Raw genomic sequence first — 25,101 nt, forward strand, 5'->3', positions numbered from 1 at the left:
ATAAGTGCCTTCATGCACATGGGTAATGGCACTTGCAGCTGCTAGCGTTAGGGCTTCCATGTGCCCGCGGAACGTTCGTCATGCTCAAACCTGCCCGCCTGTTGCTACCCATTGTGGCCGCCCTCCTGGTGCCGGCCGCCTTCGCCGATACGCACACTACGACCGACCCGCGTATCGAAGCCTTGCTGACCCAGCTAGGAAAAGTTCGCAACATCAATGAAGTGGCGCTGTCGCCGGATGGCCGCCAGCTGGCCTGGGTCGTGGAAACCCAGGACAAGCCGAGCATCATGTTGGCTGATGCGGACGGCAAGCATGCCCACAGCGTCGGCTTGATGACAAAACCGGGTACGTGCAGCGAATCGAACCTGGCCTGGTCGCCGGATTCACGGCATCTGGCTTTCCTGTCGAATTGCGCCAGCACCCGTGCCGGCATGGGCGGCAGCAAGCAGCCGGATATCTATGTACTCGACACCCTCTCCCAAACCAAGCCGGAACACCTGGCTTCGCTCAATGGCTACGTGCACGCCCTGAGCTGGTCTCCCAACGGAAAGACCCTGGGCTTTCTCTACGTGGAAGGCGCCACCCGCCGCGCCAGTGCGCTCGCCGCAGCCAAACCCGCCACCGGCGAAATCGGGGTTGAAGGCATTGAGGTGCAGCGCGTTGCCACCGTTTCCGCACAAGGCGGAGCACCCGTGCAGGTGACGCCGGCCGATAGCTACGTGTACGAATTCAGCTGGGCGCCCGATAGCAATCGGCTGGCTTACGTAGCGGCTCCTGCGCCTGGCGACAACAACTGGTGGATCGCTCAGCTATACGTACAAGGCACGCGCCCTGCCGCGATACGTACGGCGTTGGTGGATCCCAATACCGTGAGCGGTTCTTTGCATGGGTTGCAGATTGCATTGCCGCGCTGGTCGCCGGACGGCTCGCGCATAGCTTTCATCGGCGGCCTGATGAGCGATCAAGGCTCGACCGGTGGCGACCTTTACAGCGTAGCAACAAGCGGCGGCGCGCCAGTCGATTTGACACCGGGCATCCATGTGACGCCGGCTTGGTTTAGCTGGACCTCGCCGCAATCCATGCTGGTAAACCAGGTCACCAATGGCCAGCTGCAAGTTGCCGAGTACGCCGTCCAAGGCCATCGTGCCCAGCAGCAGCGCGTGCTGTTCACTGCGCCCGGCTATATGGGCGACGGCAGCGCGCTCGCGGCACTTTCCTTGTCCGCGAATCACACATCGATGGCTTTCAGCCAGTCATCGTTTGAGGCGGCACCAGAGGTGTATGCCGGACCGGTCGGTGCGCAGATGCCCCACGCGATCACCGCCATCAACGCCAACTTGAAACCCAGCTGGGGCAAGGCCCGCTCGGTTGAGTGGGACAACGAGGGGTTCCACGTGCAAGGTTGGCTGCTTTATCCGGTCAATTACGATCCACATAAGCGCTACCCGATGATCGTCAATGTGCACGGCGGTCCGTCCGCCGCTGTCATCCCGCATTGGCCGTCGGTGGGTTATGGCGCAGCGCCATTCTCTTCGCTGGGCTATTTTGTCTTCATGACGAACCCGCGCGGCAGCTTTGGCCAGGGTGAGGCTTTCGTACAGGCCAATCGCAAGGACTTCGGTTACGGTGACCTGCGCGACACGCTCGCTGGCGTGGACGCTGTGGAAAAAATGGTGCCGGTGGACGACCATCGCCTTGGCCTGACCGGCTGGAGCTACGGTGGTTTCATGAGCATGTTCGCGCCTACGCAAACACAGCGCTTCCGTGCCGTGGTCGCTGGTGCCGGTATCGCTAACTGGCAGAGCTATTACGGGGAAAACCTGATCGACAAATGGATGATCCCGTTCTTTGGTGCATCCGTGTATGACGACCCGGCTGTCTATGCAAAAAGCTCTGCGATCAACTTCATCAAGAAAGTGAAGACACCAACGCTGATCGTGGTCGGCGAGCGTGATGCGGAATGTCCGGCACCGCAGTCATTCGAGTACTGGCACGCCTTGCGCACACTGGGCGTACCTACGTCGCTCGTGGTGTATCCGAATGAGGGACATCACTTTTACAACCCCGCCCATCAGCGCGACGTGCTGCAGCGTGCATTGAACTGGTTCGAGAAGTATTTGCCGCCGGGGCAATAAGAAAGCCGTCTTCATCGCTGCCGGGCGCATATGCATCCGTCAGATGAAGGGACGAACGAAGGGCGGTGGGAGGGCCCACGCAGACGTTGCAACGAGCAGCGGACTTGCCACTCCCACCGCCGACCCGCTCGTTTTGAACTTGGGCGGATACTGCGGGAGACGTCAACACAGCGTCAGAACAGTTCGCCCTGCGGCGAGGATTTGCGGGGCGGTACAAAATGCGAGACATCCAAGCGTAAATCGCGGCTGCGGTTAAGCCCGTAGCGATGACAAGCCCGTTCAAAGCGCCGTCTCACTAACTCCGCGAAAACCCCATTACCGCGCATGCGAGTGGCGAAGTCGCTGTCGTAATCTTTGCCGCCGTGCATTTGCTGCACCAGACTCATGACATGAGCGGCGCGCTGAGGTACATGCAAAGCCAACCACTCGCGGAATAAATCCTTCAATTCATGTGGCAAGCGCAATGTGGTGTAGCCCGCACAACGGGCTCCTGCATCAGCAGCCTTTTCAAGCACCGCTTCGACATCACGATCGTTCAATGCGGGAATGATCGGCGCCACCAATACGCCTACAGGTACACCCGCCTCCGCCAACATACGCATACTCTTCAGCCGCCGATGCGGTGCACTTGCGCGTGGTTCCAGTTTTGCCGCCAGGTGGTTGTCGAGCGTGTTGATCGACACAAATACCTGGACAAGATTTTCCCTCGCCATCGGAACCAGCAGATCAAGATCGCGTTCCACCAATGCGTTCTTGGTGACGATGGTGCAGGGATGATGGCATTCGGCCAACAGCTCGAGCGCGGCACGGGTAAGACGCCACTTTTTTTCGACGGGTTGATAAGCGTCAGTATTGCTTCCGATCATGATCGGAGCCGGCACATAACCTGGTTTGGCGAGGTCATGGCGTAGTACCTCCGCCAGATTGGTTTTCGCACGCAGTTTGGTCTCGAAGTCCAGTCCAGGGGAAAGATTGAGATAACTATGGCTAGGACGCGCGTAGCAATAAGCGCAACCGTGCTCACATCCCCGATAAGGATTCATTGCCTGAGTGAAAGGAATGTCAGGCGAATCGTTGTGTGTAATGACGCTGCGAGCGAATTCTTCGGTCACTTCGGTACGCGGTCGCGATACCTCTTCCCCAGCATCCGGTCGCTGCCAACCATCGTCTTCGGCGTGATGTCGCACTGTCTCGAAGCGTCCCTCTGGATTGGACGCAGCGCCTCGGCCTTTGATTGCTTGGGAGGAATCGGACATGTGCCCATCATGCGCCAACTCTATCTCAGGCGACGCGACATTCAGGGTTGTTTTGCACTCTTCAGCTTGTCCGCCAACCAGGACGCCATGGCCGCCATCGGGTAGTTCTGCTCAAGCTGACGATGCATTTCTCCAAAAACGGGAGAAGAGATCGTCCAGCCGAGAGGAAGCGGGTAATTTCCCGGACACAGACGCATGTGCCATAACACATCGCCGTCACCGGGATTGATCGCATCGATGTGCAGCGAGGCCATCAATTCGGATCGCGCAAACTCACCACGCGCATCCCGCGTTTCCAGGAGCGCCACCATGGGGGCCGTGGCTTCGCCATACGTTTTACGCTCTGTCGTGCTGGGTATGCGAGGACAGGCGGCGGAATAAAGCGGCAGTGGGTTGGCCGGATTATGTTGATCGACAAAATCGTGCAGGCTTGGATCATTGCTGATGTGTATCACGATGAACTGCACGGGCTGGCCTTCCGACGCAGCCATGGCGCGAACGCGTTGCATCAGCTCGCGCAAGGTCGTCGTGCCTGAATTTTCGAAATAGCCGCCGTCGACCAGTTGTAGCGTGGGCAACGATACCGACGGATCCTCACTGGAAACGGCCTGCAACGTACCGGCTGGACTGAGGTAAGTGAAACGAGCGCTGTTGAGCACTACCTCACTCAGCGGCACGCGCGGGTCCAGCCAGCGCGATCCATCGTATGCGGTAGTCCAGGGCGAATGGGCAAAAGGTCTAAAAGGGTCTTGGATGAAGCGCCAGCCTTGCCCCACCGTGGTGCTGTTGAAGAATAGCGCCGGCGTGCGGGTGCTGCCGGTCGCGTTCTCGCTTTCATAGAGTTCTGAAAAAGGACGGGCAAATGCCGTAATACCTTCTTCCTGCGCCGCCTGTTCCCAGGCACGGGTAAGTGCACGGCCGCGATCATTGAAGAGGGCTCCGGGCAGCCAACGTTGCGTGAAGTCGATAAACCATGCATTGGCCATGAGCGGTGCGAGAAAATCGTGGTCAAGGATTTGTTCGCTCCGAGACTGCGCGGAGATTCCTGTCCCGGGTGCCTTGCTGAGCGCGGCCACGTAGGTGGCCAGTCCTAGGCTGCCACCCGATACACCACTTCCAGCAAACAAGTACCGCTCGAATAGCGGTTCGCTGCCATTTGGCGGAAACGATACGTCGATGAGCGCGGTAAAACGGCTTAGGACCATGGCGGTCCATGCAGCAGCACGTAGGCCACCACCTTCGGCTGAGACCATGATGAGAGGGCAAGCGCGCTGTGGCCTGCACCGGCTTGCGAGCCACGCTTTCGCATAAGCATCGAAATCGGGACGATGATCGGCCGGGGCAGGTGCCGGTCGCTGATGCGTGCTCATTGCCGGATATTGGCGAACGCGATGGTTGTCGTTGAGATGCAGGACGTGCAGAACACCTGCCATCAATACCAGCAGGCTAAGCAAGGGCACGCCGCGACGGTCGGCCAGCATGCACAGAAAGCCGCCACTCATGCAAAAGAAACTGCCGGTGATCAGAAGCACCGCCAGCGAACCCATGCCGTCGAACTGACGGGGCTGGAAGGCGACGAGTACCGTAATCATGACGTTGAGCATGAGCACGGCAAGAAACACACTGAGTGGCACAGTACCCAGTGTCGTAATCGAGGTCAGGCGCAATCCGCGGGAGCTAAGGTTGGCCTGGCGCCGAGCTGCGATAGCCAGTAGGCGCTCTCTCCCGATGAAGAAGACAATCATCGCCGCCGCTTCGATGAGCAGGCCAGCCGTGCGAAAGTCGCGCCGCCGGCATTGCGCATGCGTGGCACATATCGCATGGGGCGTAGTTCGCAGCGCCATCAGGTAGCCGAACAGCATCAGCAGCGGCACCAGAATGCCCAGCACTCGCGGCACCCATTGGCGCAAAGCCACCGCACGGGGATCTTGCAATGCCGGCCAACGTGGATAGGTCAAGCGATAGGCTTGGTAGGCGGTGTACCACATGGCGATGCCAGCGAGAGCGCTGGTGGCCAGTAAGAAAAGGTAGCGGGTGCTGCTAGGGTCCACCCACATGGCAATCAAGAAGAGCTCTGCTGCTTGATCTACGTTGGTGATGATCAAGATAGCGAGCGCCAGCAGCAGCAATGAAACGCGGATCGGCTTGCAGTGATCCAGGATAATCCCCATCCCATCCAGGGCGCTCAGCCACGTACGGCGCGCCCATTGCAGGATGGATAAGGGTGGATGTCGATCAGCCATTGCTCTCCGTTTCGGGGCGTGTCGCGATGGGTTTCATCTTACGGATCGCCGCCTGCAGCGGGAGTAGATTAATCACACATCGCGTTTGTGGGAGGCGCTATGAGAATTTGCCGCGGCATGTCACGGGGCTCGTCATGCGCTCGCTAATGCTGATCGCCACACTGCTTTCATGGATAGTCTGCTTTACGAGCGACAGCGCGAACATTATGGCCATGGGGCTGTTTTTCGGCATCGTTGGCATGATTGCGACCACATTAGCGTTTGCGCAGGCGCACATCGATGCCCAGGCACGCCCGGAAGCCACGATCGAACTGGTGCAGCATCACGATCAGCATGATGAGCCTCCATCGGCTTGATGTTGCAGTGCAACTTTGGCTGTTTAGCCGCCCAAACGGTACACTCCTGCGAATGGCACGGCACAACGTGTCGGGCGGCTTTCCACTGAGCACGCTCCCGGCAGACCGGTGAGCAGGAGGCAAGTATGTCAAAGGTTTATCCGGTCGATCCCGCCTTCGCAGCTAAGGCGCACCTGCGCAAGTCCGACTACGAACACTCGTATGCAGAGTCAGTGAAGGATCCCGAGGGCTTTTGGGCACGTGTCGCCGAAAGACTAGCCTGGATCAAGCAGCCCTCTCGGATCCGCGATGTCTCCTACGATCCGAATAACCTGCATATTCGCTGGTACGAGGATGGCGAACTCAATGTTTCGGCAAATTGCCTGGATCGTCATTTGGCGACGCGGGGCGATAAGACTGCCATCATCTTCGAGGGTGACGATCCATCCGAGTCGCGTCGCATCAGTTACCGAGAGTTGCACGCGGAAGTTTGCAAGTTCGCTAATACGCTGAAACACCTTGGTGTCGCCAAAGGCGATCGCGTGGCGATTTACATGCCGATGATTCCCGAGGCAGCCATCGCCATGCTGGCCTGTGCCCGCATCGGTGCGATTCACTCCGTGGTGTTCGGCGGTTTCTCTCCCGACTCGCTAGCAGGCCGTATCGCTGATTCCACGGCCAAGGTGGTGGTGACGGCCGACGAGGGTGTGCGCGGCGGCAAGAGAATCCCGCTGAAGGCCAACGTGGATGCCGCCTTGGAACGCCCCGGCACGAACAGCGTAGAGACCGTGATCGTGGTGCGCCGTACCGGTTCGGCGGTGCCCATGCAATCACCCCGTGACCGCTATTATCACGTCCTGATGGAAGGGCAGTCTGCGGATTGCCCTGCCGAACCTATGGAAGCGGAACATCCGCTTTTCATTCTCTATACCTCCGGTTCGACAGGTAAGCCCAAAGGCGTACTGCATACGTCGGGAGGTTATCTGGTCTACGCCAGCTACACCCACGAACTGGTGTTCGATCTGCGCGACGACGACGTCTATTGGTGCACCGCCGACGTGGGCTGGGTTACCGGGCATAGCTATGTGGTGTATGGGCCGCTGGCCAATGGCGCCACCACGGTGATGTTTGACGGGGTGCCGAATTATCCCGACTTCAGCCGGTTTTGGCAGGTCGTCGATAAGCACAAGGTTTCGTTGTTCTACACGGCGCCGACAGCCATTCGCGCATTGATGCGCGAAGGTGAAGCGCCGGTAAAAAAATGCTCGCGAGCGAGTTTGCGTCTGCTCGGCTCGGTGGGTGAGCCCATCAATCCAGAAGCATGGGAATGGTATTACCGCGTGATCGGTGACGGCCGCTGCCCAATTGTCGATACATGGTGGCAGACGGAAACCGGCGGCATTCTGATTACGCCTCTGGCAGGTGCGATCGACGCCAAGCCCGGGTCGGCGACGTTGCCGTTCTTTGGCATCAAGCCTGCCGTGGTCGATGCCTCGGGCGCGGTGCTGGAAGGGCCTGCCGAGGGCAATTTGCTGATTACCGATTCGTGGCCGGGTCAGATGCGCACGTTGTATGGCGACCACCAGCGCTTTATCGATACTTATTTCAAAGCGTATCCCGGCAATTACTTCACCGGCGACGGTGTACGCCGTGACGAGGACGGTTATTACTGGATTACGGGCCGCGTCGACGACGTCATCAATGTATCCGGGCATCGCATCGGTACCGCCGAGGTCGAAAGCGCGCTGGTGGCGCATCCCAAAGTAGCGGAGGCGGCTGTAGTGGGTTGCCCGCACGAGATCAAAGGGCAAGGCATCTACGCCTATGTGACCTTGGTTGCCGGCGAGCAAGGTAGCGATGATTTGCGCAAGGAGTTGGTCGCCTGGGTGCGCAAGGAGATCGGGCCGATCGCCACGCCGGATTACATCCAGTGGGCACCTGGCTTACCGAAGACGCGCTCGGGCAAGATCATGCGCCGCATTCTGCGCAAGATCGGCGAAAACCAACCGGACCAGCTCGGTGATATTTCCACGTTGGCCGATCCCGGCGTGGTCAGGAGCCTGGTGGACGAACGATTGATTCGCTGAGGTGGTGCCCGACTCCGGCCACGGCGTGGGCACAGGTTGTGCCACGCCGTGGCCTTCGGCAGCATGTGTGCATGCGAACCGATCAAGATCAGGATGTTGCGGGCATCGTCGCCGCATGGAAGGCAGGGACGATCCATGTTTGGCGAATGCGATATGAGCGCGCGTCACGACGTGAGCCGCTTCGTTCATTGCTTGGTGTGTACCTGGGTTTGCCATCCCGCGACGTGCATCTTGTTGAAGGCGCGCATGGACGGCCGGAACTCGCGGAACCTTGGCGCCACTCCCTGCGATTCAATTGGTCGCATAGCGGAAATGTCGCCCTGGTTGCCGTTGCCCGCGATGTTGCTCCGGGAATCGATGTGGAACACGTGCGCGCGCGTCCACGCGCGATGGCTCTTGCCGAGAGGTTTTTTCATCCGGAAGAGAGCGCAGCACTCGCACAGCTCGACCCCAGACAACGGGAAGTTGCCTTTCTTCGGCTCTGGACCGGCAAAGAGGCTGTTCTCAAGGCCTTGGGACGAGGAATTGCCTTCGGGCTCGATCGTTTGCGCCTTTCCGTAGAGCCGGCCTGCGCGCGACTGTTGTGGCTGGATGGCGACGACGCCGGTTCCTGGCAACTGCACACGATCGGTCTCGGGTCCGATTACATAGCCAGCGTGGCGTGGCGTGGCGCGGCGCATTCGGTCCTCATCCAGACACTTGCCGATGCTGCTTGAACGGAGCACTGTGTCCGGCCCATCCCCTTGTTCTTTGTGATCCATGACTCTGCTTAGCGTGAATCTCAACAAGATTGCCGTGCTACGCAATTCGCGTGGCGGTGAGGAACCCGATATCACCCGCGCAGCCATAACCTGTATGGAAGCTGGTTGCGGTGGCATTACCGTGCATCCTCGCCCCGACATGCGGCATGTACGACCGGATGACGTGCGCACATTGGCCGCGGTACTTCGTGGACGGGTTGAATACAACATCGAAGGCAATCCATTTGCGGCGCCGCGAGGCGCTTATCCTGGGTTGATAGCACTCGCGCACGAGGTGCGCCCAACGCAGGTGACCTTGGTGCCTGATAGCGATGGACAGATTACATCCGATCATGGATTCGATTTGGCAAACGACGCGGAACGCCTACGTCCGTTGGTGGCAGAGCTGCGTAATCTTGGTTGCAGAGTGAGCCTTTTTGTAGACCCAGGAGCGAGTGGCTTCCAGCATGCAGTAGCCATTGGCGTCGAGCGTATTGAGATTTATACGGGCCCCTATGCTCAGGCATTTGCCGAGGGTGACGCCAAGGAGCAACTTGCGTTGTGCGTGGATACAGCCCGTCGAGCGCAACAGGCTGGCTTGGCCGTCAATGCGGGCCACGATCTTAGTCAGGCCAATTTAGGCACATTGCGTGCGGCCATTCCGGGTCTTGCAGAAGTGTCGATTGGACATGCGCTGATTGGCGAAGCGCTTTATGAGGGGCTTGCCCATACGGTGCGCAACTATTTGCAAATTCTTCGCTAACGTTTAGCCGTCTAGATAGCTGAATCACATTTGGTTTTTGGCAACCTCCCTTCTTCAAAAACAGAAACCCCCGCCTGAGCGGGGGTTTCCATGGGTAACGCTACTAAGTGGTTGAACTGTTCCGATTCAACCAGTCTAGTTATTGGTCGCCGTTATCGGTAAAACCGATCTTATTCAGACCATAGCTCTTCGCGTCGGCAAGCACCCTAGCCACAACCTGGTAAGGCACTTCATCCGCTGCGTCGATCTGCACTTCCGGCTGATCGGCTTCGCTCTTGGTCGCAATGACCGCGATCTGCGTTTTCAACTGCTGTTCGTCCACCGGGGTATCGTTCCAGTAGAACGCACCCGACTGGTCGATCTTCAAATGCACCGGCTCCGGCGGATTATTCGGCGGAATCACGTTCGGATTCGGTTGCGGCAAGTCGATCTTGATCTTATGGGTCAAGATCGGCGCCGTAATCATGAAGATGATCAGCAACACCAGCATCACGTCGACGAGCGGCGTAACGTTGATGTCGGCCATGGGGCCTTTGCCACTTCCACTACTAAATGCCATGGCTCGTCACTCCTTGCCGGTGGTCATGAAGCCGACATGGACCATTCCCGAAGCCTTGGCATCGCCAAGAATTTTGCGAACGATCTTGAACTCAGTGTCCTTCGCCGCACGAATCTGCAGCTCAGGCTGCGGGGATTGCTGTGCATAGGTCAGGAACTTTGACTTCAGTTCGACTTCGCTGATCGGATCCTGGCTGTCGTTGAGGTACATGCTGCCATCGTCCTTAACGGCAAGATCAATCGGCTCCACTGTATGCGTCGTATCCTCTTGGTGAGGATTCGCCGTGGGCAGTTTCACCGTGATCCGGTGCGACATCAGCGGTGCTGTGATCATGAAGATGATCAGCAGCACCAGCATCACGTCAACCAGCGGCGTGACGTTGATTTCCGACATCGGCGAGCCGGATTCGTTTCCGGAGCTCATCGCCATGGATCAATCCTCACTTCTGCGTCGGAGCGACGCCTTCGACACGAGCGCCGGTTGCGAAGAAGTCGTGCAGATCATGCGCGAATTCGTCGAAGCGGGCATAGGTCAGGCGATTCGAACGGGTAAAGAAGTTGTAGGCAAGCACCGCAGGAATAGCGGTGAACAGACCGAACGCGGTCATGATCAACGCTTCACCCACTGGACCGGCCACAGCCTCCATCGAAGCGTTACCGGACGCTGCAATGCGGATCAAGGCGTGGTAAATGCCCCACACCGTACCGAGCAGACCGATAAACGGTGCCGAGGAGCCAACGGTAGCAAGCAGCGTCATGCCGCCTTCCAGACGCAGGCTTTCGCGAGCGACAGCCTGGCGCAGGGCGCGGTCAATGAACTCCGAACGGCTCAGCGACTCGGCAAGACGACCACCACCGGCGGAAGCCTGCTGGTGATGCGCCACTGCAGAAGCGGCATCAAGAGCGATCTTGGAAAATGGTTCGCCCTTGGGCTGGGCTTCCAGCTCACGAATGGCATCTTGCGTGGAGTTGTTGGACCAGAAGCCGTTGATCACGCCGTCGGCGCGACCACGAACCATCGCATTGCGAATCGCGTTGGCGATGATGAAGTACCACGAGGAGAACGACATCACCACGAGCACGATGAAAACGATCCAGCCAAGCGGATCGAAGTTATGGATAAGGTCACCGAAGCCCATCTGTTGCATGGCTTGGGCGTTGGCATTGCCACCTAGAGCCGGAGGAGTCTGTTGGAACATAAACGCTACCCTTGGAAGTCAGGCGTGAACTGTAACTGTAATGGGTATTACAGCTGATTGAGATTAAAGTTGACGGGTACGCGCACGTAACCTTCAACCTTCTTACCGTTTTTAACTTCAGGATTGAAGCGCCACCTCTGTGCCGCCTCCACCGCTGCGCGATCCAGTTCGCGATAACCACTGGACTGTTCGACCTTGATGTCCTTCGGCGTGCCATCCACGGACACCAAGATCAACAACGTTACCGTGCCCTCATGCCGCTGGCGAATTGCCTGTGGCGGATATCTCGGCTGCATACGGCTGTTGTAGCTGATGTCCTGACTCGCCGTAATGTCTGCTGGCGGTGCCGGTGGTGCTGGCGGCGCTGGCGGCGGCGAAGGAGCAGGGTTGGTCGAAGGTTCTTCCACAGCCGGCGGCGGTGCCGGTGGCGGCGGCGTCGGTGGTGGAATCACCTGCTTGATGATCTTCGGCGGCGGCTGCTTTGGCGGCTCCGGCGGCGGTGGCGGCGGCGGAGGCGGAGGCGGAGGCGGCTCGATGAAGTTCACCTGCACGATCTTTTCTTTGTGCACTTCCGCTGTCTTCGGCGGTGCTGCAGGTGCGATCAGTATTAGGAACGCAAACGCATGAAGCGCGATGGCTACCGCCAGCGCCCATGTGCGCCCCCAACTGAACGGCTTCTCGCCGGTATCTTGGTTACTTGAGGCCATCTGTCGCTTTCAATCAGGAGCTAGTCAATCGGGATGACGTGGTCGCAGCATTCAGCGGCAAAGCCGTTCCCAAATAGGGTGACATTTGCCACTGGACAGTGCGGGAAAAGTCCAACGGTACAACAGCACATGGCGTTTGTATAGCTTTTGTGTAAGTGAAAGACGACAAACTTTTGGACGTCCATCTGACCTACTTATCCAACGCCAAGTATCAAGGGATCAGTTACCGATATTCGCTTGCTTCAGCCATTTTTTGGCCTGAGCAGCGGTTTCCGGATCCTTTTCAGCTTCCAGCACTGCATCGGCTGCAGCGGCCTTATCCTTGAGGCCTATATTCGCTTGAGCGAGCGCCATGTAGGCCTTGCCCTTGTGTTTCACACCTTTGCTGATCGCTTGTTGGAGAAGCGGCTTGGCGGCGCTGTATTCGTTCTGTGTAACGAGCGCGACACCGGCTTTGTATGCCGCTTCCCCATCGGTGGCCATTGGAATGGCCTTCTTATATGCAGCAGCAGCGGCATCAGCGTTACCGCCGATCATATTCGCATCGCCGATCAGCTCGTAGTTCTCAGCAGTGGGCTTGACGACACCCTTCGTCATGCCTTCCTGCAGCACTTGTACGGCCTTGTCTGCATCAGGACCTGGATCCTGCGTGGACTGATCCTGCGCTTCATTCATGTACAACTTGGCCATGGTCACATAGTCACTTTCAGTGCTGACCAAACCCTTCGCTTTGCCGTCTTCCATCAGTTTCAACGCGTCGTCGTACTTCTGCAACTGGATGTCCAGACTCAGCGCATTGTGGAAGCTGGTGGGGTCCGTCGGACTTGCGCTTAATTGTTGCTTGGCGAGCGCTGCTGCTTCAGCCTTGTTACCGGAATCGTTGTAATCCAGCATCAGCAATTGATTCCAGCGTGGATCCGGCTTGTTCGTCAGCGTTTCCGCTTTCTTGATCGCCGCGATCGACTCCGGATATTTCTGCAGGTAATAGTACGCTTCGCCTTCCATTGCGTATGAGTCGGGTGTTTCTTTCTTGCCTTCCGCACGCCACTTTTCGATCTGATCAATGGCTTGCTGGTATTGCTTGTTGAGCAGATAGAACTGACCCAGTTCGAGTTCAAGCGTGAAGTAGGTGTCGTTTGGGAGAACGCCGTTGTCGAGTGAACGCTTCAACAGCTCGATACCACCAGGCAGATCGTTATTCATTGCATGCAAGCGAGCAAGACCTTGCAGCGCCAATGCCTGTGCGTACTTGCTCTTGCTGTTGTCGGCGATGGGTTGCAGCAATTTCTCAGCGTCATCTTTGTTGTTGGCCTGCGCAGCATCGAGTCCTTTGTTGAGCGCATCCGCTTCCTTCTTGTCGGTCAGATCAAGCTTGGGTTCTTTACGGGTCGCATTGGGATACTGCGGGGCCGCTTTCTGCTGACCGCTCGACGAGTTGTCGCTCGCTAGCGCCGGAGTGCTTGCCAACATCAACGCAAACGCTGCGCCGGCCAGCATCTTCAGGGAAGCGTGTTTCATGGCGTTCCTCAAAATGACAAGAGTCGAATTCACGCACTGTTCGTGCGGGGGGATCACTGAGATTAACCCGAGCTTGCTATCGATAACAAGCTGCATCGCCGCAAGAAAGTTTTAGTTAAATCATGCACTTATAATATTAGCCCCATACGCGGCCGCATTTTGTACGACGAAAGTACGGCGACCGGCGTTTGAGGATCTTGTTATCGCCGTGAGTGGCGCGTCTACGTCTGTTTCGTTGTATTAATACATTAGTATGGCGCTGCTCGTCGATACCCGGCACGGATATCGTGTGCCGGGCATGTTCGTCTTCAGATATCCAGGTTAGCGACCTTAAGCGCGTTGGCTTCGATGAAGTCTCGGCGCGGCTCCACAGCCTCGCCCATCAGCATGGAGAACATCTGGTCCGCGGCGATGGCATCTTCGACGCCGACTTGCAGCATGCGGCGGGTTTCCGGATTCACGGTCGTTTCCCATAGCTGTTCGGGGTTCATTTCACCCAGACCCTTGAACCGTTGGATCATTCGCCCTTTCTTCGCTTCCTCCAGCAGCCAGCTGCGCACATCGGCAAACTTGACCACTCCGCGCGAGCCGTTACCGCGCCGAACGACGGCACCAGGCTGGATCAGCCCGGCCAGTTGCTGACTCGCCATAAGGATCGGCCGGAATTCCGAGCTGGCGAAGAAGGGCTGAGGCAATAACCACGTGTGGCTCAAACCGTGTTGATCGCGAACCACTTCGATCGCTGCCGGCTGTTCACCCTGGGCGGCCCGCAGGGCAAGTCGATAACGCGGTTTGCCCAAGCCACTGGATGCAAGACTCTCGGCAACACCATCCAGCCAGGCTTGCATGGCAGTGCTATCGCTCCAATGGCTTGACTCAAGCGGAGCGCGTTCGAGCATGGCGGTCAACACATTCGCATCGAAGCGGTGGCTAAGACGGTCGATTTGGTCGAGTGCCTGCTGGTAGTCGCGTAACAGTTTTTCGAGAGCTTCGCCGCTAATGGGCGGCGTTTCTGCGCTGTAACTGAGCTCGGCATTATCGACGGCACTGGCCGTCAGGTAGGCGTTGAGCGCAGCGTCGTCCTTTAAATAAAGCTCTTGCTTGCCTTGCTTCAGCTTGTACAGCGGAGGCAACCCGATATAGACGTGTCCACGCTCGATCAAATCTGGCATCTGGCGATAAAAGAAAGTCAGGAGCAATGTGCGGATATGCGAGCCATCTACGTCCGCGTCAGTCATGATGATGATGCGGTGATAGCGGAGCTTATCCGGGTTGTAATCCTCTTTGCCGATGCCTGTACCCAACGCGGTGATTAAAGTGCCGACTTCGGCCGATGAAAGCATCTTGTCGAAACGCGCTTTTTCCACGTTGAGGATTTTGCCCTTCAAGGGAAGCACAGCCTGGGTTTTGCGGTTACGCCCCTGCTTGGCCGAGCCGCCGGCAGAGTCGCCCTCCACCAGGAACAATTCGCACAGGGACGGATCTTTTTCCTGGCAATCGGCCAACTTGCCCGGCAGCCCAGCGATGTCAAGGGCCCCTTTCCGGCGGGTCATTTCGCGGGCCTTGCGTGCCGCTTCGCGTGCGCGCGCTGCGTCCACCACCTTCGAGGCAATGGCTTTGGCCTCATTGGGATGCTCGAGCAGGAACTCACCGAGCTTTTCGTAGACCACCTGCTCGACGACCGTTTTGACCTCCGAAGAGACCAGTTTGTCCTTGGTCTGTGACGAAAACTTCGGATCGGGAACCTTGACCGAAAGCACCGCAATCAGGCCTTCGCGCATGTCATCACCGGACAGCATCACTTTGGCGCTCTTGGCCAGGCCCTCTTTTTCGATATACGCCTGGATCGCGCGAGTCAGTGCGGCACGAAACCCGGTGAGATGGGTGCCACCGTCGCGCTGTGGGATGTTGTTGGTGAAGCAGAACATCGTCTCCTGGTAGGAGTCGGTCCACTGCATGGCTAATTCAACGGTAATGGCATCCTGTTGAGCGCTAAGGCTGATTACGTTCGGATGCAGGGCCGTTTTCAGCTGGGCCAGGTGCTGTACGAACGATCTGATGCCGCCTTCATAGGCAAAGGTATCGCTGCGCCCTTCCCCACGTTCGTCATGCAGTTCAATGGTGACGCCCGAATTGAGAAAGGCGAGTTCACGCAGGCGTTTTGCGAGCACGTCGTAGTGAAATTCGATATGCGTGAACGTTTGCGGACTAGGTAGAAAGCGAACGGTGGTGCCCCGTTTCTCGGATGCTCCGACTTGCTTTATCGGGTAAAGCGGCTCTCCTAGCGAATACTCTTGCTGGTATTCGTAACCATCGCGATAGATCGTCAGCCAGAGGTGTTCACTGAGCGCATTAACCACGGACACGCCGACGCCGTGCAAACCGCCGGAAACCTTGTAGGAGTTTGCGTCAAACTTTCCTCCGGCATGGAGCACCGTCATCACGACCTCGGCGGTCGAACGGCCCTCCTCCGGATGCGTATCGACCGGGATACCCCGGCCATTGTCCACCACGCTGACCGAGCCATTATCGTGGATGGTTACGATGACGCGATCGCAATAGCCGGCCAGCGCCTCATCGATCGAATTATCGACGACTTCGAACACCATGTGATGCAAGCCCGTGCCGTCATCGGTATCGCCGATGTACATGCCTGGGCGCTTGCGCACCGCCTCAAGGCCCTTGAGTACTTTGATGCTGTTCGAATCGTAGGATGCGTTCATGCAATAACCGTGTGGCGACGCTAGTAATCCGCCTGGCATAGCGCCTATTGAGACCGGGTCGGATACAACCGAGTAATTATAGCAGTGATGCCAATTTGCCTTGTTCCACGTGGAACAATGCCTTGGTTTGCCCCCCCATGGTTTCAGGAACCCCTGTGCCGGAGACAAAAACTTGGGCGGCGCTGTTTACCAGCCTTTGAACTACCGCGGCTTGATGGCTTTGGTCGAGCTCGGAAGCTAGATCATCAAGACAGACAATAGGCCACTCACCCCGGCGCAGAGCATCCAACCGCGCCTGAGCCAGCACGCAAGCAAGCGCAGTGAGCTTCTCCTGTCCGCGGGACAAGTGTTCACGTTGAGGAGCACCCTCGAAAGAAAGGCTCCAATCAGCCCGATGAGAACCTGCAGAGGTATGCCCTTTGCCCGTGTCCCGAACGCGCTGGTTCGCGAGCGTCTCCGCCAGGTCGACCCCATCCGGCCACCCGCTTCGGTAGCGAAGTTCGAGCCGCCCCAGCTCCGGCAGGAGCGTCGAGGCCTCATCCCTCAGCAGAGGTAGTAACGCATCCAAATACCCCCTTCGCCACTCGTCAATCAGCAGGCCTGTCTTTGCAAGCTCCAGCTCCCATGGAATGAAGAGACTGCCGTCGGCAGGCGCCAGCCGGAGCAAGCTATTCCGTTGCTTTAAGGCCCGCTGATAACGACGCCACGCCACTAGAAAATTGTGTTCCACGTGGAACACGCCCCAATCGAGAAAACGACGACGTTCCTCCGCAGGTCCTGCGATCAACGCGTGAGATCCAGGCTCAAAGCAAACAACTGCGCACTCGCGGATCAGCTCACCCACGGAAACGTCCCGCCCATCCAAGCGAGCTTGCCAACGGCCGGCCTCCTTCCCCATGCCAAGACGATGTACCTGACCATCGTCATGACTGACCTCCGCAAAAATGCTTAGCTCGGGTGCCCCCCTCGCCAACAATGCATCACGGGCACCGCTCCGAAAAGATCTTCCATGGGACAACAAAAACGCCGCCTCAAGCACGGATGTCTTTCCAGCACCGTTCGGGCCGATCAAAACATTGAAACCAGGCGCGAATTCCAGAGCCTGATCCACAATGCATCGTAGACCTCTGATGTGAAGACGCTGCAGCCTCATAAAAAAAGAACGCCCAAACAACGACGCCGGAGCTCAAGGCCCCGGCGTCGCATCCCGCACACCGCATGCTCACTCGACACGATAAACATCAAAGGCGTAGCGGCATGATCACATGACGGGACTGCTCATTTTCATCTTCTTGCACCAAACAGCTGGACTGGGCATCACGCAAGCTCAAGCGCGCACGTTCTCCTCGCAACGCGCTTAACGCGTCGAGCAAATACCCCACGTTGAAGCCGACGGTAAGATCCGACACAGGCGTATCGGCTTCAACCTCTTCCACCGCCTCTTCCTGCTCAGGATTGTGCGCAACGATGCGTAGCTTGCCCGGCGAGAACTCTAGCTTGACGCCACGATATTTCTCGTTCGACAGAATCGCCGCGCGCTGCAGCGCACCTCGCAGCACTTCCCGATCAAGCGTCGCCTTTTTGTCTGCCCCCAGCGGAATGACTGCTTCGTAATCAGGAAACCGTCCGTCGATCAATTTAGACGTAAACACCACTTCGCCACGACGAACGCGCAGATGGTTACGACCAAACTCCAGTTCGACCGATCCGTCACCCGATTCAAGCAAGCCAATCAATTCATTCACGCCCTTGCGGGGGATGATGATTTGGCGCCGCGTGGACACCTTGCTCTCCAAGTGGGTTTCCTTCAGCGCCAATCGGTGACCGTCCGTCGCCACACAGCGAAGCGCGTGTTCCTGTAAATCCAGCAACATGCCATTGAGGTAATAACGCACGTCCTGATTAGCCATCGCGAATGCAGTGCGTTCCATCAAGTCGCGCAGAACCTCCTCAGGAAGACTTACTCGCTCGACCAGCTCGATCTCCTCGACAGTGGGAAATTCCGTCGCAGGTAACGTCGCCAAGGTGAATCGGCTACGGCCCGCATTCAATGCGACACGATCGCCATTTTGCTTTAGCTCGATCTTGGCCCCATCGGGCAAAGCGCGAACGATGTCGAACAACTTTCTCGCCGGAATGGTGGTTTCACCGTCCACCAAACCCTCGGCGTCAGTCGACGCCACCATCTCAACTTCGAGATCCGTGCCGGTAAACGACAGCTTCCCGCTTCCGACCTTCACTAAAAGATTGGCGAGGACAGGAAGGGTCTGACGCCGTTCCACCACACCGACTACCTGCTGCAAGGGTTTGAGCAGCGCTTCTCGTTGGATGCTGAATTGCATGTTGGTGCTTTCCCTAATCCTGCAGTTCTGTTTTTAAAAGAAGAGTGGTGGCTGTAGCTGGACCCGTGGATAACTTGATAAGCCAAGATTATCATTTCAAAACAAAGAGTTACTGGAAACACCCCTGTGCCTGGGACCACCTGTGACATGTGTATTGTTAGTGGATAACTTTTGACCGCCAAGGCATCTACGTATTATCCACAGGATGTGCGCCCACTTTTCAAGCACTTATTCCATAAGGCCGCTTAGCCCGTCAAAGTCCGAATCAGCTGCTCCCAATCCTGGCGCATGCGCGTGTCCGTTTCGCAAAGTTTCCGGATGGTCCGGCAAGCATGCAGCACCGTCGTGTGGTCGCGGCCGCCAAAAGCATCGCCGATCTCGGGCAGGCTGTGTTCCGTCAATTCCTTGGAGAGTGCCATAGCAATCTGCCTCGGCCGTGCCAGCGACCGCACTCGCCGCTTTGAAAGCAAATCCTGCAAGCGAACACTGAAATAATCGGCGACGATCTTCTGAATGTTCGGCACAGTTACCGCTTGCGCATGCGTGGCGAGCAGATCGCGCAATGTTTCTTCTGCAAATTCGGTCGTAATCGGGCGACCATAAAAATTTGCACGTGCCGCCAACGTATTGAGCGCGCCTTCAAGATCCCGCACGTTTGACCGAATGCGTTTAGCCAACAACATGGCCACGTTCTCGCTCACCAAGACACCTTTGTCCTGTGCTTTAGCCAGCAAAATCGCCGCACGCGTTTCAAAATCGGGCGGCTCGATTGCAACCGACAAACCCCAACCTAGGCGCGACTTCAAGCGCGGCTCCAGCTTGTCCACTTCCTTCGGATAGCGATCACAGGTGAGGATGATCTGCTGTTTCGATTCGAACAGCGCGTTGAACGTATGGAAAAACTCTTCCTGCGTAGTGTCCTTGCCGGCGAAAAACTGGATGTCATCGATCAGCAATGCATCTACGGAACGGAAGCGCCGTTTGAACTCATCCATGCTCTTAGTACGCAAGGCTTCGATCATTGAGCCGACGAATTGTTCGGACCGCAGGTAGAGCACTTTGAAATTTGGATTATGTTGCCGCATCAGATTGCCGGCAGCGTGCATCAAATGCGTTTTGCCCAAGCCCGTGCCGCCGTAAAGCAACAACGGGTTGTATGCGCGCCCAGGATTCTGTGCCACCTGCATGGCCGCTGCCTTACCCAGCTGGTTCGATTTGCCCTCGACAAAGGTTTCGAAGGTGTAGTGAGGATCCAGGTTGTGATGAAAATTCACAGGTGCCGGTTCTACCGGCGCTACCGCTGCTCTGGGCGCCGAAGCAGGACGATGATTCACGACAGCCGCGCTGGACCCCACCTCCAACCGCACCACCAGGTTGCGCCCCGTCAATAACGCCAGTACCGCCTCAATGCGAACCAGGTAACGCTCGCGAACAGCGTCCAACGTGTAGGAATTGGGCGCGTAAAGCTGCAAACCATCCGCATCGTCACGTGCCTGCAGTGGCATCAGCCAGGTGTGCAGGTCCTCGGCGCTCAATTCACCTTCAAGACGCTCCAGACAGCGCCGCCACAGATCACTCATGGATACTTTTAACCACAGCAGGGGCGCTTTCGCGCAGGGTGGACCAGAAAGTCTACCAGCACCAGTAGGCCAGCTATCCACATGGATATCCACAACTTTGCAAGGTGGAAGGATTTGACAGGACCGGCGGCGGCTCTTCATAATCTCCAACCTTTTTCACCCATATAACAGGAGGAAGCCATGAAGCGGACCTTCCAGCCCAGCAAGCTCAAGCGCGCCCGCACGCACGGCTTTCGTGCACGCATGGCCACGGCCGACGGTCGCAAGGTTCTCAGCGCACGCCGCGCCAAGGGCCGTAAGCGCCTGATCCCGTAAGCACAGGCACAGCCGTGGGCACTGCCGGCCTGCCGCGCGAGGCGCGGATCCGCCGAGCCGGTGACTTCGCAGCCTTGCGACAAGCCAGCGGCCGCCTCAGCGGCCGCTGTTTTTCTGTGCGCTATCGTCAAAACGATGCGGGACAAGCCCGCCTCGGGCTCGCCATTTCCAAGCGGGTCTCCAAGCGCGCAGTGGATCGCAACCGGATCAAGCGATTGGTACGCGAGTCGTTTCGTCGCATCCGCAGTCAGCTTCCACCCTTCGATTTCATGGTGATGGCGCGGGAACAGGCGTGCGATACCCCCGGCGCAGTGCTACTGACCGAGCTCGATGCCCTCTGGCGCAGACTTCCGCCGTTGAAGCACGAGGGCGACACCGCCACAATGGTCCGCTGACCTTCCTGTTTCCACTTCCCCTGGCCCGCCATGGCGAGGCCCATCTCCGGATCGCTACGCGATGAACCAAACGCGCACCTTCCTTCTCTTTGCCCTGCTGGCCGTGGCCTACCTTTTGTGGACGCAGTGGGAGCAAGACTACGGACCACATCCGCCTGAAACGGCAGCAACGACTTCCGCCAGCAGCACCGCTGCGATCAACAACCCTGCGCCGGGTGCCGGACCATCCATCGCCAGCGGCAATGCCGAGGCTGGTAGCGCCCAGCTCATTACCGTTACCACCGATGTGTTGCGCCTCACCATCGACACACGCGGCGGTAGCATCGTGCGTTCGGAGCTGTTGCACTACCCAGTCGCACCGCATACGAAGAAGAACCCCGACCCGGCTCCGATTCGTCTTCTCGATGATGGTGGCTCCGATTACTTCACTGCACAAAGCGGCTTGGTAAGTGCTGACGGCGCCGCGCCCGATCATCGCGCCATCTTCCAGGCAGCGAAAACCAGCTACGCGCTGGCCCCTGGTCAGGACGCCTTGAATGTCGACCTCACCTGGACCGACCCGTCCGGCGTCAAGGTCATCAAGCGCTATACCTTGCATCGCGACAGCTACGTCATCTCCCTCGACCAGCAGATCGACAACGGCAGTGGCAAAACCTGGGACGGCAACGCGTACCGTCAGCTGCAACGGATCGATCGCCCCACCCCGGAATACAAGAATTTCCTCCAGCGCATCTCCGATCAGTCGCGCTACGGATTCTTCGGTGCCGTGTGGTACAGCCCCGAGCAGAAATTCAACAAGCTGGCCTTCGACAAATTCCAGAAGGATCCGCTGCAAAACCAGGTCACCGGTGGCTGGGTGGCGATGATGCAGCAATATTTCCTTGGCGCATGGATTCCACCGGCCAAGGAAACCGACACCTTCTCCACCACGGTGGTGAATGAACAACAAGGCGGCCCGCATTACGTCATCCGCAGTGTCGGACCGCAAATCAGCATTGCTCCTGGCCAGCAAGCAAGCAGCACCGCGCAGCTCTATATCGGTCCCAAGCTACCTGAGAAGTTGGAAGCCATCGCGCCGGGCCTTCAGCTCACCATCGATTATGGCTGGCTGAAAATCTTTGCCGAGCCGTTGCACTGGATCCTGGCCCAGCTCGACAAACTCACCGGCAACTGGGGGGTATCGATCATCCTGCTGGTGCTGTTGATCAACCTCGCCACCTTCAAGTTCACCAACGCGCAATTCGCGTCGGCCAACAAGATGCGCAAACTCAAGCCGCGCATCGACGCCTTGAAAGAGCGCTATGGCGATGATCGCCAGAAGATGCAGCAGGCGATGATGGAGCTGTACAAGAAGGAGAAGATCAACCCAGCTGCCGGCTGCCTGCCGTTGGTGATCACCATCCCGATCTTCTACGGCTTGTATTACGTCCTGCGTGATAGCGTCGAATTGCGTCAGGCGCCCTTCTTCGGCTGGATCCACGATCTCTCCGCAGCCGATCCCTACTTTGTGCTGCCAGTGCTTTACACCGTTGTGATGCTGGCTCAGCAGTGGCTCATGCCAGCCAGTCCCGGCATGGATCCCACCCAGCAGAAGATGATGAAGTTCATGCCGCTGATGTTCGCCGTGATCTTCCTCTTCTTCCCATCCGGCCTGGTGCTGTACTACGTCGTCAACGGTTTATGCCGTCTGCTGCAGCAGTGGTGGATGTATCGCCGCAGCGAAATGGCTGCAGCGAAAGCAGCGGCCTGAGTTCCCTCCAGCACGGGCGGCTTCTTGCCGCCCGTCGCGGTTATGCTGATCGCTATGACCGTTCAGGCCTTGCATGAAGACACCATCGCTGCTGTCGCCAGCGCACCCGGCGCAGCAGGCATCGGTGTCGTACGCGTTTCCGGCGCACACGTCCCTGCTATCGCAAGCGCCTTGTTGGGAAAGGCACCTACACCGCGTTACGCGCACTTCACTGCGTTCCACGACAAAGACGGTGGACTGATTGATCGTGGGCTCTTGCTGTACTTTGCCGCTCCGGCTTCCTACACCGGCGAACACGTGCTGGAACTGCAGGGCCATGGCAGCCCGATTTTACTCGACACCCTGCTCCGCCGCGTTTGCGAAATGGGTGCGCGTCTCGCGCGTCCTGGCGAATTCACTGAACGTGCATTCCTAAACGGCAAGCTCGACCTCGCACAAGCCGAAGCCGTCGCCGATCTCATCGCCGCCCGCTCGCAGGCCGGCGCTCGCGCTGCGCTGCAGTCCATGGAAGGGGTGTTCTCCCGCAAAGTTGAGGTACTGCTGCAAGCGCTGATAGCACTGCGCGTACACATCGAAGCTGCCATCGATTTTCCGGAAGAAGAAATCGACTTTCTCGCCGACCCTGCCATCACCCACAAACTGCAGACCCTGCGCGAACAGCTCGCGGACCTGATGCGCGAAGCCCAACGTGGCGTGCGCCTCAACGACGGCTTGCGCGTCGCCATCGTCGGGCGGCCCAATGCCGGCAAATCGAGCCTGCTCAACGCCCTCGCCGGCAGCGAACGTGCCATCGTCACCGACATCGCCGGCACGACTCGCGATGTGCTGCGCGAAAGCATTTCGCTCGACGGCATCACTCTGGAACTCGCCGACACCGCTGGGCTGCGCGATACCCACGATCCGGTTGAACGCGAAGGCGTGCGTCGCGCGCACAGCGAACGCGAACGCGCGGACGTTGTACTGCTCGTGACCGATGCGCAACATGCCGATGAAGACTTGGCCTGGTTGCGGGATCTTCCTGCAAGCGTCGAACGCAGGGTCGTCATCAACAAGATCGATCTTGGCGATACGCAACCACATACTGAAATCGGCAACGGTGCCACCTGGCTATGGCTCTCCGTCAAAACAGGCGAAGGCCTTGAAGCACTGCGACAACAGCTGAAGCAACTGGCCGGCGCCGGCAGCGGCGAAGGTGCTTTCAGCGCGCGGCGCCGACATATCGTGGCCCTTGAGCAAGTAGCAGAACACCTGGATCACGCTGCACGTGTGCTCATAGATACGCATGCGGGCGAACTTGCCGCGGAAGAACTTCGCCAGGCACAACATGCGTTGGGCGCAATCACGGGCACATACACCAGTGATGATTTACTGGGTGCCATCTTCAGTTCGTTTTGTATTGGCAAGTAGCACGGCAGTTTTAAAAAAAGCGCAATGAAGCTCCCGATGTAAAAAAGTAACAGCAATCTGCGTTGTTACGGGACGCGCCCTTTGCAGGTATTACAGGCGCTGCCTCGCTAGCAACGCCTCAACTTCCGCTGGATGCGGCATCCCGCCTCGTGCGCCAAGTCGGGTCACGGACAATGCCGCTGCCGCGCATGCTTTGCGCACAGCAATGGGCAAACCTTCATGCAGGTATACGGCTAAGGCGGCGTTGAAGGTGTCGCCGGCGCCGGTGCTGTCGACGACTTCTACGTCGAAGCCCGGTTGATGCTGCGGTTCGCCTTCTTCACGGAACCAAGCGCCCTCGCTGCCTCGGGTCAGGACCACGGGAGCGGGTGCGCGCTGCATGAGAGTGCGGAAGTCTTCGTTGGGATCGGCGCTGAGGAGGGTAGCGAGTTCGTGCTGGTTGGGAGTGATGTAGCGGGCGAGTTGCAGCCATGCGGCGGGAAGTGGCTGTGCCGGTGCGGGATTGAGGATGACGGGGACGTGTTGCGTATGGGCGATGCGCAGCGTGGCTTCCACGGTTTCGAGTGGAATTTCCATTTGCACGAGCACTGCATCGGCGCTACCAATAAGTGTTTGTGCTTGCACTATGTGCGTGGGCGTCACACACGCATTGGCACCAGGAACGACGACAATTTCGTTTTCGCCGACTGCTACGGTGATGGATGCCGTGCCGCTGCTGCAATGGGCGATGCGCGCGACGTGTTCGAGACCGACCCCTTCTGCCGCCAGGCCATCGCATAGCGATTGAGCGAAGGCGTCGTCGCCGACGGCGCCGACCATGTGCACTTCCGCACCGAGTCGTGCGGCAGCGACAGCCTGGTTACCGCCTTTGCCGCCGTGTACAGAAAGGAACCGTTCGCCGATCAGGGTTTCGCCGGGCGCGGGAAACCGTGGCGCCACGGTAACCAAATCCATATTGATGCTGCCGACGACGACGATGCGGGTCATGAGGCTCTCGCGAGGTAACTGCCAAGGAAGGAGAGCGTAAAGGCAGATGCGAGGCAGCGGT

At 58.2% G+C, this 25,101-nt stretch carries 21 protein-coding genes; 9 read left to right on the forward strand and 12 right to left on the reverse strand.

Annotation, left to right across the window (positions count from 1 at the left end; all coding sequences use genetic code 11):
• The first annotated feature begins 80 nt into the window (after positions 1-80).
• Positions 81-2,135: a S9 family peptidase gene (locus tag AC4HNJ_RS09110; protein ID WP_490479249.1), complete on the forward strand. Its 2,055-nt coding sequence runs from the start codon at positions 81-83 to the stop codon at positions 2,133-2,135.
• Positions 2,136-2,308: 173 nt separating this feature from the next.
• Here the strand turns inward: AC4HNJ_RS09110 and AC4HNJ_RS09115 are convergent, their stop codons facing one another.
• Both AC4HNJ_RS09115 and AC4HNJ_RS09120 read right to left on the reverse strand, forming a co-directional pair.
• A complete protein-coding gene (locus AC4HNJ_RS09115) occupies positions 2,309-3,391 on the reverse strand; it encodes a PA0069 family radical SAM protein (protein ID WP_490479250.1) in 1,083 nt (360 codons plus the stop codon).
• 41 nt (positions 3,392-3,432) lie between these two features.
• Positions 3,433-5,634 carry a hypothetical protein gene (locus AC4HNJ_RS09120; RefSeq protein ID WP_490479251.1) on the reverse strand — a complete coding sequence of 734 codons (2,202 nt, stop codon included), beginning with the start codon at positions 5,632-5,634 and terminating at the stop codon, positions 3,433-3,435.
• Between AC4HNJ_RS09120 and AC4HNJ_RS09125 the strand changes: the two genes are divergently transcribed.
• From AC4HNJ_RS09125 to AC4HNJ_RS09140, 4 genes are all read left to right on the forward strand, one after another.
• Positions 5,616-5,990 carry a hypothetical protein gene (locus tag AC4HNJ_RS09125; protein ID WP_490479252.1) on the forward strand — a complete coding sequence of 125 codons (375 nt, stop codon included), beginning with the start codon at positions 5,616-5,618 and terminating at the stop codon, positions 5,988-5,990. The genes AC4HNJ_RS09120 and AC4HNJ_RS09125 overlap by 19 nt on opposite strands.
• A 125-nt stretch (positions 5,991-6,115) precedes the next feature.
• On the forward strand, positions 6,116-8,056 hold the full coding sequence (gene acs, locus AC4HNJ_RS09130) for an acetate--CoA ligase (RefSeq protein ID WP_490479253.1): 1,941 nt from the start codon (positions 6,116-6,118) through the stop codon (positions 8,054-8,056).
• A 389-nt stretch (positions 8,057-8,445) separates the two neighbouring features.
• Positions 8,446-8,772, forward strand: a complete 327-nt coding sequence (locus tag AC4HNJ_RS09135) for a 4'-phosphopantetheinyl transferase family protein (RefSeq protein ID WP_490479440.1) — start codon at positions 8,446-8,448, stop codon at positions 8,770-8,772.
• Positions 8,773-8,815: 43 nt separating this feature from the next.
• Entirely contained in the window at positions 8,816-9,559 is a 744-nt protein-coding gene (locus tag AC4HNJ_RS09140) for a pyridoxine 5'-phosphate synthase (RefSeq protein WP_490479254.1), read from the forward strand.
• Between the two features lie 139 nt (positions 9,560-9,698).
• Here the strand turns inward: AC4HNJ_RS09140 and AC4HNJ_RS09145 are convergent, their stop codons facing one another.
• The 9 genes from AC4HNJ_RS09145 to dnaA form a co-directional block, all read right to left on the reverse strand.
• Positions 9,699-10,118: an ExbD/TolR family protein gene (locus AC4HNJ_RS09145; RefSeq protein ID WP_490479255.1), complete on the reverse strand. Its 420-nt coding sequence runs from the start codon at positions 10,116-10,118 to the stop codon at positions 9,699-9,701.
• Between the two features lie 6 nt (positions 10,119-10,124).
• Positions 10,125-10,547 carry an ExbD/TolR family protein gene (locus AC4HNJ_RS09150; protein ID WP_490479256.1) on the reverse strand — a complete coding sequence of 141 codons (423 nt, stop codon included), beginning with the start codon at positions 10,545-10,547 and terminating at the stop codon, positions 10,125-10,127.
• Between the two features lie 10 nt (positions 10,548-10,557).
• Positions 10,558-11,316: a MotA/TolQ/ExbB proton channel family protein gene (locus AC4HNJ_RS09155; RefSeq protein ID WP_490479257.1), complete on the reverse strand. Its 759-nt coding sequence runs from the start codon at positions 11,314-11,316 to the stop codon at positions 10,558-10,560.
• A 47-nt stretch (positions 11,317-11,363) separates the two neighbouring features.
• A complete protein-coding gene (locus tag AC4HNJ_RS09160) occupies positions 11,364-12,023 on the reverse strand; it encodes an energy transducer TonB (protein WP_490479258.1) in 660 nt (219 codons plus the stop codon).
• 219 nt (positions 12,024-12,242) lie between these two features.
• The gene (locus tag AC4HNJ_RS09165; protein ID WP_490479259.1) at positions 12,243-13,541 is read right to left on the reverse strand and encodes a tetratricopeptide repeat protein; all 1,299 of its coding nucleotides are present in this window, start codon (positions 13,539-13,541) and stop codon (positions 12,243-12,245) included.
• A gap of 308 nt (positions 13,542-13,849) precedes the next feature.
• Positions 13,850-16,264: a DNA topoisomerase (ATP-hydrolyzing) subunit B gene (gyrB, locus tag AC4HNJ_RS09170; protein ID WP_490479260.1), complete on the reverse strand. Its 2,415-nt coding sequence runs from the start codon at positions 16,262-16,264 to the stop codon at positions 13,850-13,852.
• Between the two features lie 76 nt (positions 16,265-16,340).
• Entirely contained in the window at positions 16,341-17,417 is a 1,077-nt protein-coding gene (gene recF / locus AC4HNJ_RS09175) for a DNA replication/repair protein RecF (protein WP_490479261.1), read from the reverse strand.
• A gap of 88 nt (positions 17,418-17,505) precedes the next feature.
• On the reverse strand, positions 17,506-18,606 hold the full coding sequence (dnaN, locus tag AC4HNJ_RS09180; RefSeq protein WP_490479262.1) for a DNA polymerase III subunit beta: 1,101 nt from the start codon (positions 18,604-18,606) through the stop codon (positions 17,506-17,508).
• Positions 18,607-18,851: 245 nt separating this feature from the next.
• Positions 18,852-20,186 carry a chromosomal replication initiator protein DnaA gene (gene dnaA, locus AC4HNJ_RS09185; protein ID WP_490479263.1) on the reverse strand — a complete coding sequence of 445 codons (1,335 nt, stop codon included), beginning with the start codon at positions 20,184-20,186 and terminating at the stop codon, positions 18,852-18,854.
• A 180-nt stretch (positions 20,187-20,366) separates the two neighbouring features.
• Here dnaA and rpmH point away from each other — a divergent pair, with 180 nt between their 5' ends.
• The 4 genes from rpmH (at position 20,367) to mnmE (ending at position 24,053) form a co-directional block, all read left to right on the forward strand.
• Positions 20,367-20,501, forward strand: coding sequence for a 50S ribosomal protein L34 (rpmH, locus tag AC4HNJ_RS09190; protein ID WP_008438884.1), 135 nt, complete (start codon positions 20,367-20,369; stop codon positions 20,499-20,501).
• Between the two features lie 14 nt (positions 20,502-20,515).
• A complete protein-coding gene (gene rnpA, locus AC4HNJ_RS09195; RefSeq protein ID WP_490479264.1) occupies positions 20,516-20,896 on the forward strand; it encodes a ribonuclease P protein component in 381 nt (126 codons plus the stop codon).
• A 61-nt stretch (positions 20,897-20,957) separates the two neighbouring features.
• Positions 20,958-22,646, forward strand: a complete 1,689-nt coding sequence (gene yidC, locus AC4HNJ_RS09200) for a membrane protein insertase YidC (RefSeq protein ID WP_490479265.1) — start codon at positions 20,958-20,960, stop codon at positions 22,644-22,646.
• Between the two features lie 54 nt (positions 22,647-22,700).
• Positions 22,701-24,053, forward strand: a complete 1,353-nt coding sequence (gene mnmE / locus AC4HNJ_RS09205; protein ID WP_490479266.1) for a tRNA uridine-5-carboxymethylaminomethyl(34) synthesis GTPase MnmE — start codon at positions 22,701-22,703, stop codon at positions 24,051-24,053.
• Between the two features lie 90 nt (positions 24,054-24,143).
• Here the strand turns inward: mnmE and rbsK are convergent, their stop codons facing one another.
• Positions 24,144-25,040 (reverse strand): ribokinase, encoded by an 897-nt coding sequence (rbsK, locus tag AC4HNJ_RS09210; protein WP_490479267.1) that lies wholly within the window; start codon positions 25,038-25,040, stop codon positions 24,144-24,146.
• Between the last annotated feature and the right edge of the window lie 61 nt (positions 25,041-25,101).

It is taken from the genome of Dyella sp. SYSU CM1112 (assembly GCF_058216415.1).